The organism is Candidatus Accumulibacter sp. ACC007, from assembly GCF_907163205.1.
GTDB lineage: Bacteria > Pseudomonadota > Gammaproteobacteria > Burkholderiales > Rhodocyclaceae > Accumulibacter > Accumulibacter regalis.
This window is the reverse complement of sequence record NZ_CAJQUD010000012.1, coordinates 1-15,843: the sequence shown is the minus strand read 5'-3', so window position 1 is coordinate 15,843 and position 15,843 is coordinate 1. Positions and strand designations below refer to the sequence as shown.

Annotated in this window: 10 protein-coding genes and 2 pseudogenes; 5 read left to right on the top strand and 7 right to left on the bottom strand. The window is 64.2% G+C overall.

Features of this window, described 5'->3' with window-relative positions; genetic code table 11:
* The first annotated feature begins 1 nt into the window (after window position 1).
* On the top strand, window positions 2–1,453 hold the full coding sequence (locus tag QZ634_RS20490; protein ID WP_291991339.1) for a deoxyribodipyrimidine photo-lyase: 1,452 nt from the start codon (window positions 2–4) through the stop codon (window positions 1,451–1,453).
* Here the strand turns inward: QZ634_RS20490 and QZ634_RS20485 are convergent.
* From QZ634_RS20485 to QZ634_RS20460, 6 genes are all read right to left on the bottom strand, one after another.
* Window positions 1,431–6,866, bottom strand: coding sequence for an Hpt domain-containing protein (locus QZ634_RS20485; protein WP_291991101.1), 5,436 nt, complete (start codon window positions 6,864–6,866; stop codon window positions 1,431–1,433). The two genes, QZ634_RS20490 and QZ634_RS20485, sit on opposite strands and share 23 nt — an antisense overlap.
* A 40-nt stretch (window positions 6,867–6,906) precedes the next feature.
* The gene (locus QZ634_RS20480) at window positions 6,907–9,072 is read right to left on the bottom strand and encodes a methyl-accepting chemotaxis protein (RefSeq protein WP_291991102.1); all 2,166 of its coding nucleotides are present in this window, start codon (window positions 9,070–9,072) and stop codon (window positions 6,907–6,909) included.
* Between the two features lie 70 nt (window positions 9,073–9,142).
* A complete protein-coding gene (locus QZ634_RS20475) occupies window positions 9,143–9,652 on the bottom strand; it encodes a chemotaxis protein CheW (RefSeq protein WP_291991104.1) in 510 nt (169 codons plus the stop codon).
* A gap of 14 nt (window positions 9,653–9,666) precedes the next feature.
* Window positions 9,667–10,029 carry a response regulator gene (locus tag QZ634_RS20470; protein ID WP_291991106.1) on the bottom strand — a complete coding sequence of 121 codons (363 nt, stop codon included), beginning with the start codon at window positions 10,027–10,029 and terminating at the stop codon, window positions 9,667–9,669.
* Between the two features lie 14 nt (window positions 10,030–10,043).
* A complete protein-coding gene (locus QZ634_RS20465; protein ID WP_291991107.1) occupies window positions 10,044–10,439 on the bottom strand; it encodes a response regulator in 396 nt (131 codons plus the stop codon).
* A gap of 90 nt (window positions 10,440–10,529) precedes the next feature.
* Window positions 10,530–10,718, bottom strand: a complete 189-nt coding sequence (locus QZ634_RS20460) for a rubredoxin (protein WP_291991109.1) — start codon at window positions 10,716–10,718, stop codon at window positions 10,530–10,532.
* 141 nt (window positions 10,719–10,859) lie between these two features.
* On the opposite strand from QZ634_RS20460, the gene QZ634_RS20455 reads away from it, so the two are divergent.
* The 3 genes and pseudogenes from QZ634_RS20455 to QZ634_RS20445 all read left to right on the top strand — a co-directional run bounded on the left by QZ634_RS20455 (window position 10,860) and on the right by QZ634_RS20445 (window position 13,644).
* A complete protein-coding gene (locus QZ634_RS20455; protein WP_291991111.1) occupies window positions 10,860–11,708 on the top strand; it encodes a hydroxymethylpyrimidine/phosphomethylpyrimidine kinase in 849 nt (282 codons plus the stop codon).
* Between the two features lie 107 nt (window positions 11,709–11,815).
* Window positions 11,816–12,370: a thiamine phosphate synthase gene (locus tag QZ634_RS20450; protein ID WP_366145434.1), complete on the top strand. Its 555-nt coding sequence runs from the start codon at window positions 11,816–11,818 to the stop codon at window positions 12,368–12,370.
* Window positions 12,342–13,644 (top strand): annotated as a pseudogene (locus QZ634_RS20445) (glutamate-1-semialdehyde 2,1-aminomutase). Before QZ634_RS20450 ends, QZ634_RS20445 begins: the two are co-directional and overlap by 29 nt.
* A gap of 128 nt (window positions 13,645–13,772) precedes the next feature.
* On the opposite strand, the gene QZ634_RS20440 reads toward QZ634_RS20445, so the two are convergent.
* The gene (locus QZ634_RS20440; protein WP_291991338.1) at window positions 13,773–15,104 is read right to left on the bottom strand and encodes a CorA family divalent cation transporter; all 1,332 of its coding nucleotides are present in this window, start codon (window positions 15,102–15,104) and stop codon (window positions 13,773–13,775) included.
* A 361-nt stretch (window positions 15,105–15,465) separates the two neighbouring features.
* Here QZ634_RS20440 and QZ634_RS20435 point away from each other — a divergent pair.
* Window positions 15,466–15,843: pseudogene (locus QZ634_RS20435) on the top strand (KUP/HAK/KT family potassium transporter); the annotation flags it as partial.

The window sequence follows — 15,843 nt, the reverse complement described above, 5'->3', positions numbered from 1 at the left end:
CATGCTCGATTCAATTCTGGTCTGGTTCAGGCGCGATCTGCGTGACAGCGATCACGTGGCGCTGGGCGAAGCGCTGCGCAGGGGAAGGCGCGTCCATTGCGCGTTTCTCTTCGACCGCGAAATTCTCGATCCGCTGCCCAGGCGTGACGATCGGCGCGTCGACTTCATTCGCCAATCGCTGCTCGAACTGGACACCGCCCTGCATCGGCGTGGCGGCGGTTTGCTGGTCCGCCATGGCTGGGCCGCCGAGGAGATACCGAGACTGGCCGGCGAGCTTGGCGTCGCGGCGGTTTTCGCCAATCGCGATTACGAGCCGCAAGCCAAGCGTCGCGATGCCGCGGTGAGCGCTGCCTTGCACACCGGCGGAATCGCCTTCGAGTCTTTCAAGGATCAGGCAATTCTTGACGGCGACGAAGTGCTGACCCAGGCCGGGCGACCGTTTACGGTGTTTTCCCCGTACAAGAGAGCCTGGCTCAAGCGCCTGACCGAGGACGACTGGCAGCCCGGTGAACAAGAAATCGGGACGCTGGCCACGCCGCCGGGCGCGCAGCGCGTGCCCTCGCTGGCGGAACTCGGCTTTGCCGCGACCGACCTGCGCGCGCTGGGTTTCGTCCCCGGGATGTCCGGGGCACGGCAATTGCTCGACGATTTTCTCGGGCGCATCTCCCGCTATCGGCAGCAGCGCGACTTTCCGGCGCTGAAAGGGGTGTCCTATCTGTCGATCCACCTGCGTTTCGGGACCGTCTCGATTCGCGAACTGGTGGCCAGGGCGATTGCCGCGGGGGCCCTGCGGACGGGTAACGAGGGCGCTGCGACCTGGCTTTCGGAACTCATCTGGCGTGACTTCTACTTCATGATCCTCGATCGCTTTCCCTACGTCGCCGAGCGTGCTTTCAAGCCGGCTTACGACGCCGTCGCCTGGGAGCAGGGGGCGCCTGCGGAGGAGGCCTTCGCGGCCTGGTGCGAAGGACGCACCGGCTATCCGCTGGTCGACGCCGCGATGCGCCAGCTCAACGGCACGGGCTATATGCACAATCGTCTGCGCATGCTCAACGCTTCGTTTCTGAGCAAGGATCTGGGTATCGATTGGCGGCGCGGCGAGGCTTATTTTGCCGCCCGGTTGAACGACTTCGATCTCGCTGCCAACAACGGTGGCTGGCAATGGGCCGCGTCAAGTGGTTGCGATGCCCAACCCTATTTCCGGATCTTCAATCCCGTCCTGCAGTCGGAGCGCTTCGACCCTGCCGGCAAGTTCATCCGTCGCTACCTGCCGGAACTGTCCGCCGTTCCTGACCGCTTCATCCACGCGCCGTGGCGGATGAGTCCGGCCGAGCAGGAAGCCTGCGGAGTGCGTATCGGGCGCGAGACGCCGGCACCGCTGGTCGACCATCAGCAGGCCAGGCAGCTGACCCTGGAACGTTACGCGGTCGTCAAGAGCCCCGCTGTTCCCTGACGTGCGCGGCCACCAGGCGTAGCAGTTCCTCTTCCTGATAGGGCTTGCCGAGATAGTGATTGACGCCCAGCTCGAAGGCGTACTGCCGGTGCTTGTCTGCCGTACGCGAGGTGATCATGACAATCGGGACGCCGCGCAAGCGCTCGTCGGCGCGCACGTTGCGGGTGAACTCGAAGCCGTCCATACGCGGCATTTCGATGTCCACCAGCAACACATCGGGGATGATCGCCACCAATTGTTCGAGAGCATCCATGCCATCCTTGGCGGTCATCACCTGGTAGCCTTCACGGGCCAGCAGCCGGCTGGTGATCTTGCGCACGGTCAGCGAGTCGTCGACGATCATCACCGTCGGCAGCGTGGCGGCGACGCCGCCGGCGCTCACTGCCTGGCGTAGCGTCGGGACCGGCGAGACCGGCGTCGCCGTGCGCGGACGACTGACCAGCGCAATCGGGTTCAGGATCAGCAGCACCTGGCCATTGCCGAGCACCGTCGCGCCAGCGACGCCGCTGACCCGCGCCAGCTGCGGGCCGATGTTCTTGACCACGACTTCCTGACTGCCCAGCACCTCATCGACCTGCAGCCCCACCCTGCGCGCACCACTGCGCAGGAGCAGGACCCAGTACTGGGGGTGCTTCTCCGGAAGGGCTTGCGGTGCGCCGAGGAGGTGCGGCAGATAGTGGAAGGGATACGGGTTGCCGCTCCACAGCGCAGCATTGGCTTCGCGAATGCGCGTCAGCCCCTTTTCCTTGAGGTCGAGAACCTGCTCGATCATTGCCGCCGGAATCGCGTACTCGCGTTGGCCGGAGCGTACCAGCAAGGCCTTGGTCACCGCCAGCGTCAGCGGCAGATAGAGGCGGAAGGTGGTTCCCTGGTCGGGCGTTGACAGCACCTCGATACGCCCGCCAAGGCTGACCACGGCGCTCTTCAGGACGTCCATGCCGATGCCGCGCCCAGCCAGGCGCGTGACGCCGCTGGCGGTCGAGATTCCCGGCGCAAAGATCATCTCGACGACCTGCGCGTCGTCCGCGGCCTGCTCCTCGGTCAGCAGGCCAGCGGCCAGACCGCGCTCGCGCAAGCGCTGCCGGTTGAGTCCGGCGCCGTCATCGGCAAAGGCGACAATGACCTCGTTGCCTTCCTGGGTCAGTTTCAGAGACAGTTCGCCGATTTCCGGTTTGCCCTTGGCCCGGCGCTGCTGGGTGTTTTCAAGGCCGTGGGCGACGGCGTTGCGCAGCATGTGTTCGAGCGGCGCCAGCATCTTGTCGAGGACCATGCGGTCGAGCTGCAGCTGACCACCGCTGATTTCCAGGTTGGCTCGCTTGCCCAGCTCCTTGCCTGCCTGGCGAACAATTCGGTAGAGGCGGTCGGCAATGCTGCTGAACGGCACCATGCGCACCGACATCAGCTCCTGCTGAACTTCGCGGTTCAGACGTGACTGCGCGAGAATCGCGGCGTTGGCGTCGTCAAGGTTCTTCAGCAGGTTCTGCTGCACGGTGGCGACATCGTTTACCGATTCGGCCATCATCCGTGTCAGTTCCTGAAAACGCGTGAAGCGGTCGAATTCGAGGGGGTCGAAATCGATCGGGCGGCGTTCATCGCTGTGCGCCGTGCGTGACTGCATCTGCAATTCGGCCTGCAGTTCGATATCGCGCAGTTGGCGGCGCAGACGGATCACGTTCTCGGTGAGGTCGAGCAGCGATCCCTTGATGGCCCGCATTTCGCCCTCAATCCGCGAACGCGCAATGGACAGCTCGCCAGCTTCGTTGACCAGGCGGTCGATGAGGTCGGCACGCACGCGCAGCACGGCGCGCTGCCCGCCGCTCTCGCTTTCGCCTTCCTGCGCTTCGGGCTGTCCCGCAGGCGCATTCTGGTCGGCAGAGGGAAGCGCGACTTCGGCACTGGCGACAGCGTCTGAGGCGATTTCCTCGGCGGCTTCATCGGGAACGTCGACCGGCGCGTCGGCCAGCTCGCCACGCTGCAGTCGTTCGACAATCTGGACGATGACGTCGAAAGCATTATCGATGTCGTCGATCAGTTCGAGCGGCGAATTCTCCGTCTGCTGCGCTTCCGCCATGCGCGTTTCGATGGCGTGCGTCAGCTCGCCAAGGTTCATCGCTCCGGCCATGCGTGCGCTACCCTTGAGGGTATGGAACAGGCGCGCCAGGCGGCGCAGGACGTCGCTGTCGGAAGGCTTGCTGCGCCAGGCGCGCAGTTGCGCGGCAATGCTCTGGGTGAGATCGAGCGCCTCTTCCAGGAACAGAGGCAGCAGCTGCTCGTCGAGCTCATCCTGCATCTCCGGGATGGCCAGCGCGCTGCCGCTCGGCGCTGCCGCAGGGGTCGGCGGCCCGGCAGTCGCCGGCGATGCCAGCGTGTCGAGGTCCGGCGTTTCCGCAGCGAGCGCTTCCTTGCTCGCTTGGTCGCCGGTATCGCCGTCGCTGCGCGCCTGCTCTGCAGCCAGTTCGGCCTCTTTCTCGGCAGACTGCTCCAGATACAGTGCGTCGAGCGTGTCGATCAGCACGGGAGCCGCGTCGGGTTCGTGCTGGCCGACGATGTCGGTCAGCATCAGGGCCAGTCCGGCAATCGCCTGGCGGATGGCTTCCAGCGCTTCGGCGCTGTCCGGATGCGCTGCGTGATTGCGCCGTGAGACGGCGTGTTCGAGAGCCATGCTCAGGCGATTCACCGGCTCGATGCCGACCGTTCCAGCGATGCCGGCCAGCGTATGCGCTGCGCGATACATCTCGTGCGTGGTTGGCGCCGCGGGGTCGCTTTCGAGCACCGAGAACTCATGGCGCAGGGTTGCCAGGTGAGCTCCCGCCTCTTCGTTGAAGATCTCGGCCAGCGCCGAGGTGATGGTCAGCCGCAGGCGTGGGCCGGGCTCGTTGCCCGCGTCTTCGCCGGGCACCACGGCGCTTCCTGCGCCGCCTCCGTCAGGCGTCCCTGCAGCGCTGTCATCCGCTGCGGCTGCCACTTCCGGCTGAGGCGTTTCGCCGCCTCCCTCCTCACTGCCGCGCAGAAGCGACGCCGCAAGCGCCATCATTGGCGCGGCATCGGGTGCCTGCGCCTGGCCGGTTTTCAGATGCTCGACCCAGGCGACAAAGATCGCGTAGGCCTGGCCGATGAGGTCGACGATCGCTGGCGTGACCTCGTGTTCCTGGCGCAGCCACAGGTTGAGAACCTGTTCCACCGACCACGCCGCTTCACCGAAATCCCTCAGCCCGACCATGCGGCCACTGCCCTTGAGGGTATGTACCGAACGGCGGATGGCGGTCAGCAATTCTGCTGCTTGCGGCTGCGTTTTCAGTGACTGGAAATTTCTGTCGATGCTCGCCAGCACCTCTTGCGCCTCGTCAAGAAAGATCTCCAGGATTTCGGCGTCGACTTCCTCGCTGCTGGCCTGCGCGAGCTGGATCGTTTCTGCGGAGGGCTGTGGGGTCTCGGCGGTTTGCGGCTTGAGCGCAGCCATCATTGCGTCGAGTTGTGCGCTGGCGTCGCCGCCAGCGGCGAGCACCGACAGGAGATCCTTGATCTGTGGCTCGACTTGCCTGTCGCCAACCAGATCGCCGTCTTTTTGCAGCGCGGCGAGATGTCTGGCGACCTGCTCGCGCAACTGCACCTCGTCCGGCCGATCCTTGAGCGCTTGCAACAAGGCGTGCGCTTCGAGTTTCTGCTCCTCGACTTCCTTCTCCACGGTCCCCGCGGGCGCCTCGACGAGCGCTTCGCGGCCAACACTGGACTCCATCTTGCGGACGAAGGCATCGAAATCAGTCGCGCCGTGTTGCAGTGCGTCGACAAAGAAACCGACCAGCGACAGCTTCTCGGCCAGTTGCTCGAAGTCGCTCTCCAGCGGGACATAGTCCGGGGCGGAGAAGGTTTGTATCTCGGCGGCGCACTTCTTCAGAACGGCAACCGCCCCTTCGTGGCGCATCATGGTCAGCGCGCCGATGACCTGGCGCATCGGTGTTTCCAGACCTTCCAGATCGGACCCCTTGTCGACGTCCCGGAAGAAGCCGTCAAGCACCTGTTCGACCTGCGTCAGGTTGCTCTGGATCTCCCTGGCAACCTGGCTGACCAGCAATTTTTCCTGTGCCTGCCGGGACATCGCGTCGAGCGAAGGCAGTTCGGACCCGGCGGCCAGCGACTTCCCGGCCAGGCAGGCATGAATTCGATCGACCATTACATCGACCTGGTGCGTGAAGCTGCTGTCCAGGTACTGGATGTTTCCCTGCGCATTCAGCGCCAGCAGGATGGCCGTGGCAGTTTCCATGGCCAGCACTTCGTTGTGCATCGTCGGCGCTTTGCGGAGGAACTCGGCGACCTCCCCGATGGCCTGAGCGAGGCGGCGAAAGTCGTCCTGGCCAAGCTCCTCGACCACTGCCGCCAGCGCCATGCTGCTGGTCGCGAAGGTCGGCAGCGCCTGCGTCGTTCCCGCGCAGAACTTGTTCCAGGATTCCTCGGTGCTGGCGATCGCCTCACGCAGGCGACGGCGGACAGACTCCTCGGCGACCGCGGCTTCCGGTGCTGTACCGGGCAGCAGCGCGGCCAATTGGTAGGCTTTCTGGACGCGCTGGACGGCGCGATGCTTGCTGTTGGCGTTGCCGACGAGGTAAAGCGCGTCACGCATCAGGCGCTCGGCGACATTGTTCGAGCCTTCGAGGAGTCGCCGAATCTGCAGGTCGATGCGCGTGCACAGTTGCCTGGCATCGGCATCCGGCGGCAGCGCTCGTTCACCCAGCGCGGTCAGGAAGGCGGTGGCCACCCACCAGAAAGAGCGTGCCGAAGGCAATTCCTGGATGGCCTCGATGCGTTTGACGGCGTCGAGCATTTCCGGCACGCCCGTACCGCTCTGCGGTGCCCGCAACCATGACAGCAGGCCGCGCTGGAAGTGAGCGCGTTGCTGCCGCAGGCGGCCCTGGATCTCGCCAGCACCGGTTTTCGCCGTGCCGCCTGCGCGCCGTGGAGGGCGTACGCGCAGGTCGGGGAAGAAGAGATCGGTGGCCAGGACGCGTTGCAGGCCAAGTGCCGCCTGCAGCTCTCGATAGAGGGGCAGGAGGCGCAGTGGCTGGTTCGGCTGGCCGCCGATCAGGTCATCGAGGTAATGACGAAGGCTGGCCATGGCGCGTTGTGCCAGCTCGACGTGCTCCGAGCTGCACGCTTGCTCCTGCCGCTCGATCGCCTCGAGCAAGGATTCCAGCGCTTCGGTAAACTGGGTGACTCCGTCGAGACCGACGATGGTCAGAGCGCCCTGCACCTGGTGCAGGTGGGTGCGACAGAATCTGACCTGGCCGAGATCGGCGCTGTCGAGGGCTAGGCTCGCCGCAACTTCCTGCAGCGCCTGGTCGGCACGCTCCAGGGCGAGGTCGATCTCGTTCTTGACCCAGGTCAGCGGGCCGATATCGAAGTCCGTCTGGGCATTCATCCGGGAAGGGGTCTCCACTCCAGTCTATAGGCGCGGGCGCTCACTTGACTTTGAAACCGGCGACCGAGCCTTTCAGCTCCGTAGCCAGACCGGCCAGCTCGCCAATGGCCGTCGCCGTTTTTTCCGTACCGGCCGTCGTTTGTCCGGTGACCAGCAGGATGTCCTGCATCTTGCGGGTCACTTTGGTCGCCAGTTCCGATTGCTGCCGCGTGGCGCCGGCGATGGTTTCGATCAAGGCCGTGAGCTCCCGCGAAACCTCGCTGATTTCGGCCAGAGCCTGGCCTGCAGCGTCGGATAGTCGAGCCCCTTCGACGACGCCGCGGGTGGACTCCTCCATCGCCGAGACGGTGTCCTGGGTGTCGGTCTGAATGGTCCTGACGATCGCCCCGATCTGTTTGGTCGCTTCGCCCGAACGTTCGGCGAGGCGCTGCACCTCTTCGGCAACGACGGTGAAGCCGCGCCCCGCCTCGCCGGCCGAGGCAGCCTGGATGGCTGCGTTGAGCGCCAGGACATTGGTCTGTTCGGTGATGTCCGAGATGAGCTCGACGATTTCGCCGATTTCCTGCGACGACTCCCCGAGGCGCTTGATACGCTTCGAGGTTTCCTGAATCTGGTCGCGGATCTTGTTCATGCCCTTGATCGAGTCTTCGACGGCCTGTGTTCCCTTGGCGGCGGCCGCCAGCGACTGCCGGGCGACGGTGGCCGACTGCTTGGCGTCGCCGGAAACGTTGGTCATTGACGTTGACATGTTCAGTACCGACTGACCGGCCGATTTTATTTCGGCGGTCTGTTGCTCGGCCGCGGCGAGCAGTTCGACGGAGATTTGCTGCGCCATTCCCGTCGCCACGGTAACCCGGCTGGCAGCATCGTTGATACGACCGACGAGTACGCGCAGTTCTTCAATGGTGTAGTTGATCGAGTCGGCGATGGCCCCGGTGATGTCCTCGGAGACCGTCGCGGTTACCGTCAGGTCACCGTCGGCGAGGTCGCCAAGCTCGTTCATCAGGCGCAGGATGGCACCCTGATTCTGGCGGTTGACCAACTCGGTTTCCCGGCGGCCGCGCTCGGCAGTCTCGGCCTGTCGTTTGCTCTCCGTCAGGTAGGTCCTGGCGAGCAGGAACAGCAGGCTGATGGCGAGCACGATCAGGCCCGCAAGAGCGAAACCGTAGCCGCTACGTTCCATGACGTTGGCTTGGTAAGCCCTGGCCAGCTGGTCGGTGGCACCAAGCAGCTCTTCGCTGTCACGAAAGATCTGCGAACCCGCCTGCTTGGCAATGACCAGCCGCTGCAGATTGCCGAGGATGCCGCCAACAGCGGTTCGATACTCGCTGAAACTGGTATCCAGTTCGCCTAACTTCTGTTTCGTCTCCGTGTCCGTGGTGGCGGTGATGCGTAGCGTCTCGCTGCCTTTGCTCAAGGCGCTGATGAGATCGCGAAAAGTGTTCGTGTCCTTGCCCAGGAGGAAGGCGATTTCCGCGTCGATGGCGTCGCCGACGAGCAGCGCATTGGCGTTCTTGGCGATTCGCTGGGTGAGCATCACCAGCTGGTTGGCGGCTGCTATATCGCGGATGCCGGCGCTGCTCTGCAGCTTGAGTGCGGCGATCTGCTCCGAGCGCTCGAGTAGCTGCGGGTTCTTGTCGTTGATCGAGGCGACGTCCTTGCCCAGCGAGATCAGGTTTTTCTCCATCTCCAGGAGCCGCCCGGCATTCTTGTCGGTCTTCGCCCAGGCCTCGCTCAGGAAGAGCAGCTGCGGGTGCACGCTTGCCGGCGAAGCGGGCACCAGCGTGGCGCCCAGTTCGCCACCGTTGATCAGTCGGTCGAGGCTGGTCACGAAACTGTCACGCGAATCCCTGAGCTGCTTGAATGCTGCCGGATCGCCCAGCAAAGCCAGGCTGGATGCCTTGGCCAGTCGCTGCGAGAGCATTCCCATGTCGCCGGCGGCGGCGATGTAGGCGGTGCCGTAGGTCGACTGCCGGTCGTCACGATAAACCACGACGGCGATGATCAGCATGACCAGCAGCAGTGCGCCACCCAGAATCTGCAGCTGTTTGGACACCGGGTAGCGGCCGAGCAGAGGCAGCGCAAACGGGGGCTCCTCGTCGCCCATCTCGGCATCGGAATCCATCACCGTGCGATCCCCCAGGGTCTCGCCTGCCGGGTCTGTCGTACCGGACAAAAAACTCGGCAGTTTGGACTTCAACGTCATATTTCTCTCCGGTTACACGGTCGCTACGGGGTGACTGATGGTCGTCGAGGCGCTGGCTCGACCAAGCGGCTCATACGCCAATGTCCATGAACGCCTCGTCAGCCAGAAGCTCCCGCACCTTGAGCTTCTTCCAGCGCCGCCCTTCGTTGTCGCTGTAGGACTCCTGTGCCCAGATTGGCGCTGTCGCATCGGCTGCTTCCGGATGCAAGGCTTCAACATTGCGCAAACCAATCATGCGCGTGACCAGCAAGGCGGCGTTGCTGCCGTGGCGGGTACCGATCAACAGCAGCCGAGAGCTGGCATTCTGCGGCGTTGCCTCCTTGCCGAGAAAGGCCGCCAGGTCGACCACCGAGTACAGGTTGCCGCGAATATTGGCGACGCCGGCGAACCACGGCAGCGTCAACGGCACGCTGGTCAGCGGGGTCAGCGGAACGATTTCGCCTGAGTCGGCCAGGTCCAGGAGCCAGTAGTCGGGGCCCGCCTGGATGCCGAGCAAGCCTGCCGAACTCTGATTGCCCGTGCCGGCGAGCCGTGCCGCCAGGTAGGACTGGAAATCGTGCAGGCTGATCTTTTTGGTCATGCGCTTGCTGGCAGTCAGAGTGCCGCAATCTTGGCCAGCAGCTCAGGGCCGTTGACGGGTTTGACCAGGTAATCCTGCGCGCCCTGGCGCAGGCCCCAGATCTTGTCGGTTTCCTGCCCCTTGGTCGTGCATACGATGACCGGAATGTTGCGCGTCGCCTCGTCACGGGTCAGGGTGCGGGTCGCCTGATAGCCATTGAGGCCCGGCATGACCACGTCCATCAGGATCAGATCCGGCAGTTCGCTCTTCGCCTTGGCGATTCCCTCTTCGCCGCTCTCCGCCGTAATGACCTCATAACCACTGCTGGTCAATAAGGCTTTCATGACATGGCGCTCGGTGGGCGAATCGTCAACGACGAGGATTTTCTTGATGGTCATGGTGTCTGGCTCTCTCAGGCTGACCGCGGTGCAAAAGTCGCCACCGTTTGCAGGAGGCTGTCTTTGGTGAATGGCTTGGTCAGATACTGGTCCGAGCCGACCATGCGACCGCGCGCGCGGTCGAACAGGCCGTCCTTGGACGACAGCATGATCACCGGCGTGGCGCGGAAACGCTGGTTCTTCTTGATCAGCGCACAGGTCTGATAGCCGTCGAGTCGCGGCATTACGATGTCACAGAAAATGACTGCTGGCTGATGATCGGCGATTTTTGCCAAGGCATCGAAACCGTCCTCCGCCACCAATACCTGGCAGCCGGCCTGGACAAGGAATATTTCCGCGCTCCGGCGTATGGTATTACTGTCGTCAATGACCATGACCTTGACGCCGCGCAGACTTGCCGCTTCAGCCAATTGTCTCCTCCCGAGTGCGTCAGGTTTTTATCTTGAGGGCGTCACTTTTCCGACGTCATCTCCTGCTGACATTACTATAACGCATTGTCTTCAAATCTCGACCATTTCGAAGTCTTCCTTGCGCGCACCGCATTCCGGACAGGTCCAGTTGATCGGCACGTCCTGCCAGTGGGTCCCGGGCGCGATGCCTTCGTCTGGCAGGCCCGCCGCCTCGTCATAAATGAAGCCGCAGGTGAGGCACATCCAGGTCAGGTACTGTGGGTCGTTTGCTGTGTTCATGGCTACCGTCGGTTTTCGGTTAGAATCGGCGAAAATCCGATAGATTCTAGCCAAACCCCTCTCTTGCTGCCAAGACTTTCTTTTTGACAGAAAATCTTTGCTGACCGCGGCCCTGCACTGATGAACTCCTTTTCTGCCCGAATGCCGCCACCGATCGTGTTGAGCTTCGCGGCCAGCGACCCCTCCGGCGGAGCGGGCCTGCAGGCCGACCTGATGACTGTCTCGGCGCTCGGCTGCCACGCCCTGTCGGTGACCACGGCGCTGACTGTTCAGGATTCTGTCGGCGTCGCCGGCGTTCTCGCCGTCGATGCCGACTGGGTTGAAGATCAGGCGCGTACCCTGCTCCAGGACATGCCGGTAGCGGCGTTCAAGATTGGCCTGCTGGGGAGCGCCGATAACATCCTGATCATCGCCGATATCCTCGCCGACTACCCGCTGCTGCCCGTAGTCCTCGACCCGGTCCTGGCCTCCGGGCGCGGCGATGAACTGGCGGATGACGAAATGATCGCCGCCTTGCGCGAGCTCCTGCTCCCCCTGACCACGATCCTGACGCCGAATACGCTCGAAGCGCGCCGACTCTCCGACCAGGCGCAAGCGGCGCACGACGATCAGGCTGTCGATGTCGATGTCGATGTCGATGTCGACGTCTGCGCGCAGCGCTTGCTCTCCCTTGGTTGCGAGTACGTGCTGTTGACCGGAACGCATGACAACACGCCGCGCGTCGTCAATCGGCTTTACGGACGCGAGGCGGGTCTGTTGCGCAGCGACAGCTGGGATCGCCTGCCCGGCAGCTACCACGGGTCGGGCTGTACGCTGGCCTCGGCGATAGCCGCCCATCTCGCCCGCGGCCTGCCGGTCAGCGAGGCGACGCAGGCCGCGCAGGACTATACCTGGCAAGCGCTGGCTGCCGGTTTCCGGGTCGGCATGGGCCAGTACCTGCCGGATCGCTTCTTCCGGCTGCGCGCCGGTGGCGGTGGTCTCCTTGCCTGACGCCCTGCGCCAGTCGCTGCGTGGCCTCTACGCGATCACCCCGGATTGCCTGGCCGCCAACGTCCTTCTTGACCGCGTTCGGGCCGCCCTGCAGGGTGGGGCGGCGTTTGTCCAGTATCGCAGACAAGGGTGGCAACGCGACCCGCCAGGCAGAGACGGCGCGCGCCTTGCTCGCCCTTTGCCGGCAGTTCGGCGCCCGCTTGCTGATCAACGACGATCTGGCACTGGCGCTGGCGGTGGGCGCCGACGGTGTGCACCTGGGCGCCGCCGACGGCAAGCTGGCGACGGCGCGCGAGGCGCTGGGCGGCGCTCGCCTGCTCGGCGCTTCCTGCTACGACGATTTCGAGCGCGCCCGGGCTGCCGCTGCGTTCGGCGCGGACTACCTTGCCTTTGGCGCCATGCACCCGTCGTCGACCAAGCCGCTGGCGGTGCGTGCCTCGCCGTCGCTGATTACCCGCTGTCGCGCCGAACTGCAGGTGCCGGCCTGCGCCATCGGTGGGATCACGGTCGAGAACGCCGCGCCGCTGCTCGCCGCCGGCGCCGACTTGCTGGCCGTGATCAGCGATCTCTTCGAGGCGCCTGACGTGGCGTCGCGCGCCGCCGCCTATCACCAACTATTCGAGGAAAATGCTCTTGATCTCCCACAATCAACAACTTTTTGAGCGTGCCCAGAAGCACATACCGGGTGGCGTCAACTCGCCGGTGCGCGCTTTCAAATCGGTCGGCGGTACGCCGCGCTTCTTCGTCGCCGGTTCCGGCGCCCATGTCACCGACGCGGACGGCACGAGCTACGTCGATTATGTGGGCTCGTGGGGGCCCTTGATTCTCGGCCACGCGCATACCGGAGTGCTGGCAGCGGTCAGGAAGCGACGCGCAAGGGGCTGTCCTTTGGCGCGCCGACCGAAAGCGAGGTCGACATGGCCGAGCTGCTGTGCGAGTCGCTGCCGTCTCTGGAAATGGTTCGCCTGGTCAGTTCCGGCACCGAGGCGACGATGAGTGCCATCCGCCTGGCACGCGGCCATACGGGCGGGACCTGCTGATCAAGTTCGAAGGTTGTTACCACGGCCATTCCGGACAGTCTGCTGGTCAAGGCCGGTTCGGGGATGCTGACGCTCGGCAACCCCAGTTCCGCCGGCGTACCCGCTGATCTTGCCCGGCACACCCTGGTTCTCGACTACAACGACACGGCCGGAATGGAAGGCCGCCTTTAACCGAGCACGGCGCGCAGATTGCCGCGCTGATCGTCGAACCCGGTCGCCGGCCAATTATGGAACCTGGTCATGCCGCAGGCCCGAATTCCTGCAGGACGATGCGCGGTTGTGCAGCGAGGCACGGCGCGGTTGCTGATTTCGACGAGGTGATGACAGGTTTCCGGGTCGGATCGCCGGGTGCGCCGCCGGGCCTGTACGGATCACGCCGGACCTGACCACGCTCGGCAAGGTGAATCGGCGGCGGCTTTGCCGGGGGCCGCTTTCGGCAGGTCCGCCGGGAGAATCCATGGCCCAGGTGCGCCGCTCGGGCCGGTCTACCAGGCGGGCACGCTGTCCGGTAATTCCGGTCGCCGTGGCCGCTGGTCTGGCGGACGACTGAAGTGTGGTCCGTGCGTGCGGCGGTTTCTACGAGCAGCCTCACGGCAGCGTACCGACAGCTGACCGACGGCTTTGCGCGCGGCGGCGGCAAGGAACGGCGTGCCGTTTTCGGCGCAGGCCGTCGGCGGCATGTTCGGCCTCTACTTTCGTCACGAGTGTCCGCAAACCTACGCCGAGGTGATGAGCTGCGATCAGCAGGCCTTCAACCGCTTCTTTCACGGCATGCTCGACGCCGGCCACTATTCGCTCCGGCTGCCTTCGAAGCGGGCTTCGTTTCGGCAGCGCACGCAGAGGCCGACATTGCGGCGACGGTCGCATGCTGCGAAGCGGTTTTCAAGGCCTGGTAGCTGGCGGGGAGAGGAGGGCAGGGCGCGCGCACGGGGAGAAGCGCCCGCTGGCGCAGGACGGCCGTGGTCAGGCGGTCTCCTGCGGTTGGCAGCGCGATTACTCCTGATTCGGCGCTTCTCGAAATACTTCACGCCGACATACATTGCTGCTGCCGACGGCGATCATGGCGACCAGAAAGGCCGCGTAGGCGGACGGCCAGGGAATGCCCTCGGTCATCATCGAGAACTCGGACATTCCACCCATGCCGGCGAGGACGTTGATCGGACATGAAGATGACACTGAGAACCGTCAGTCGCTTGATGTCCTTGTTCTGGTTGATGTTGATCGCGCTGTCCGTGGCGTCCATCAGAAAGTTGATCTTGTTGAACAGGGAAATGCGGTATGGCCGTCGAGTGATTCGATGTCGCGCAGGATTTCGCGTCATCGGCCGAGTTGCTCCTCGGACAGGAAGCGGCCACGCAGCAGGAACGACAGCGCACGCCGCGTATCCAGCACGTTCCGTCGCGTGCGCCGTTGAGGTCCTCGGCTTCGGAAACGGCCGGCCAGGATCTGGGTCGCTTCCTGGTCGAGTGATATGCGAGCGCAGGACCTGCCTGCCGACCCGCTCCAGCTCGGCGTATACATCCTCCAGCGCGTTCGCCGAGTACTCCACGTCGGCCGCGTAGAGGTCGAGCAGGACGTCCTTGCCGTCGGTCACGTAGCCGGGCCGTGTGCGCGCACGCGCGCGCTGCAGGCGGAAAACCGGCAGTTCCTCGGTGCGGATCGTGAACAGGATGTCGTTCTGGAGGATCAGGGCCACCGGGACGTTGCGCGATTCTTCCTTGGTGTCGAGCAGGAAGTCCGAATGCAGGTGCGTATGCCCTTCTTCGTCGACGTAGAAGCGGGCGCTGGCTTCGAGGTCGGTCAGGCTGCCGGGATCGGGCAGGTCGACGTCGAAGCGGCGGCCAATCCAGCCGCGGATCTTCTTCGTCGGCGCGATCAGGTCTACCCAGATCGGGTTCAGGTCCTGCAGTTCCTCGGGGCGGGTGATGGTGATCTGGCGCAGGTGGCCGTCGACCAGTTCGAAAGCGGTGACTGCCGTCTTCTCGTTGCGGTAGTGGCTGTCGTCGATCAGCTCTTCGAGGACGTCGTCGGAAAGTATGGCCAGGATCGGATCGGCGCCTTCCTTGACTTCTTCCCAGACGATCAGGCGCTCATTCGCTTCCAGCGACTCAAGAATGTAGGCGACTTCCTTGGCCGGCATCAGCTTGAGCTTCTGGCGCAATTCGCGGCGATACTGTTGCTGGATCTCGGCGCTGGCGTCGTCGAGCGCTGGCGTATCCTGCTCGCGCAACAAGGGTTCGACGAGTTCCTCGACGCGTTTTTGCAGCGAGAGGAGCGAGCGCACCTCGCTGAGATGTACGTCGGCGAGGCCTCTTTCCAGCGCATCGGGCGCCAGCCGCTTGTTTTCGTCGCTCAAAGTCTTACCTCGCCGATGTGAATGCCGTGCTGCAAAGCGCGCGAGTTTAGCACTGCCGGGGCGGACAGGATGCACCCTTGCGAAGCTTTTTTCCTCAATCGAAACAGGATGAAATCGCGCCTGCGCGACGCCTGCGCAGCGCTTCCGTCGCTTCTGACAAAGGGCCATTTCTTGCTCCTGTTGTCGCCTTGAATTCGCCCTAGAATCGCGCCTTCGTCGCCTCCCTGAAGGGGGCGAAGAGAACTTCTGGGGGTGACTTCCCAACGCTGAGCCGTGACAGGCTGCATCTGCCTGCCCGACCCGCCGCCAGGGCGAGGAAGAACCGGGCAATCGCATCGCGAGCAGAATTCACGGAGGGGCAATGAGCACCGAGAACGCAGAACAGGGCGAGAGTCCGCGTTTGGCAGCGACCGCTTTGGCGGCGATGGGCGTCGTCTTTGGCGACATCGGCACCAGCCCGCTGTACACCATGAAGGAGGTCTTCGGCGGTCACCATCCGCTGCCGATCGACACCGACACCCGTCCTGGGAATTCTGTCGCTGGTTTTCTGGGCGCTGACGATCACCGTCTCCCTCAAATACGTGCTGTTCATCATGCGCGCCGACAACAAGGGCGAGGGCGGCATCATGGCCCTGACCGCCCTGGCCCTGCGTACCGCCAATGCCTCGCCACGCATATTGTGGGCCTTGTCGGCGCTGGGCATTTTCGGCGCCGCGCTTTTTTACGGCGACGCCGTGAT

Excerpts from the sequence above, each read along its gene's own strand:
- QZ634_RS20480 (WP_291991102.1), bottom strand. The coding sequence starts at position 9,072 with ATGACGTTGAAGTCCAAACTGCCGAGTTTTTTGTCCGGTACGACAGAC.
- QZ634_RS20485 (WP_291991101.1), bottom strand. The coding sequence starts at position 6,866 with ATGAATGCCCAGACGGACTTCGATATCGGCCCGCTGACCTGGGTCAAG.
- QZ634_RS20470 (WP_291991106.1), bottom strand. The coding sequence starts at position 10,029 with ATGACCATCAAGAAAATCCTCGTCGTTGACGATTCGCCCACCGAGCGC.
- QZ634_RS20490 (WP_291991339.1), top strand. The coding sequence starts at position 2 with ATGCTCGATTCAATTCTGGTCTGGTTCAGGCGCGATCTGCGTGACAGC.
- QZ634_RS20455 (WP_291991111.1), top strand. The coding sequence starts at position 10,860 with ATGCCGCCACCGATCGTGTTGAGCTTCGCGGCCAGCGACCCCTCCGGC.
- QZ634_RS20460 (WP_291991109.1), bottom strand. The coding sequence starts at position 10,718 with ATGAACACAGCAAACGACCCACAGTACCTGACCTGGATGTGCCTCACC.
- QZ634_RS20475 (WP_291991104.1), bottom strand. The coding sequence starts at position 9,652 with ATGACCAAAAAGATCAGCCTGCACGATTTCCAGTCCTACCTGGCGGCA.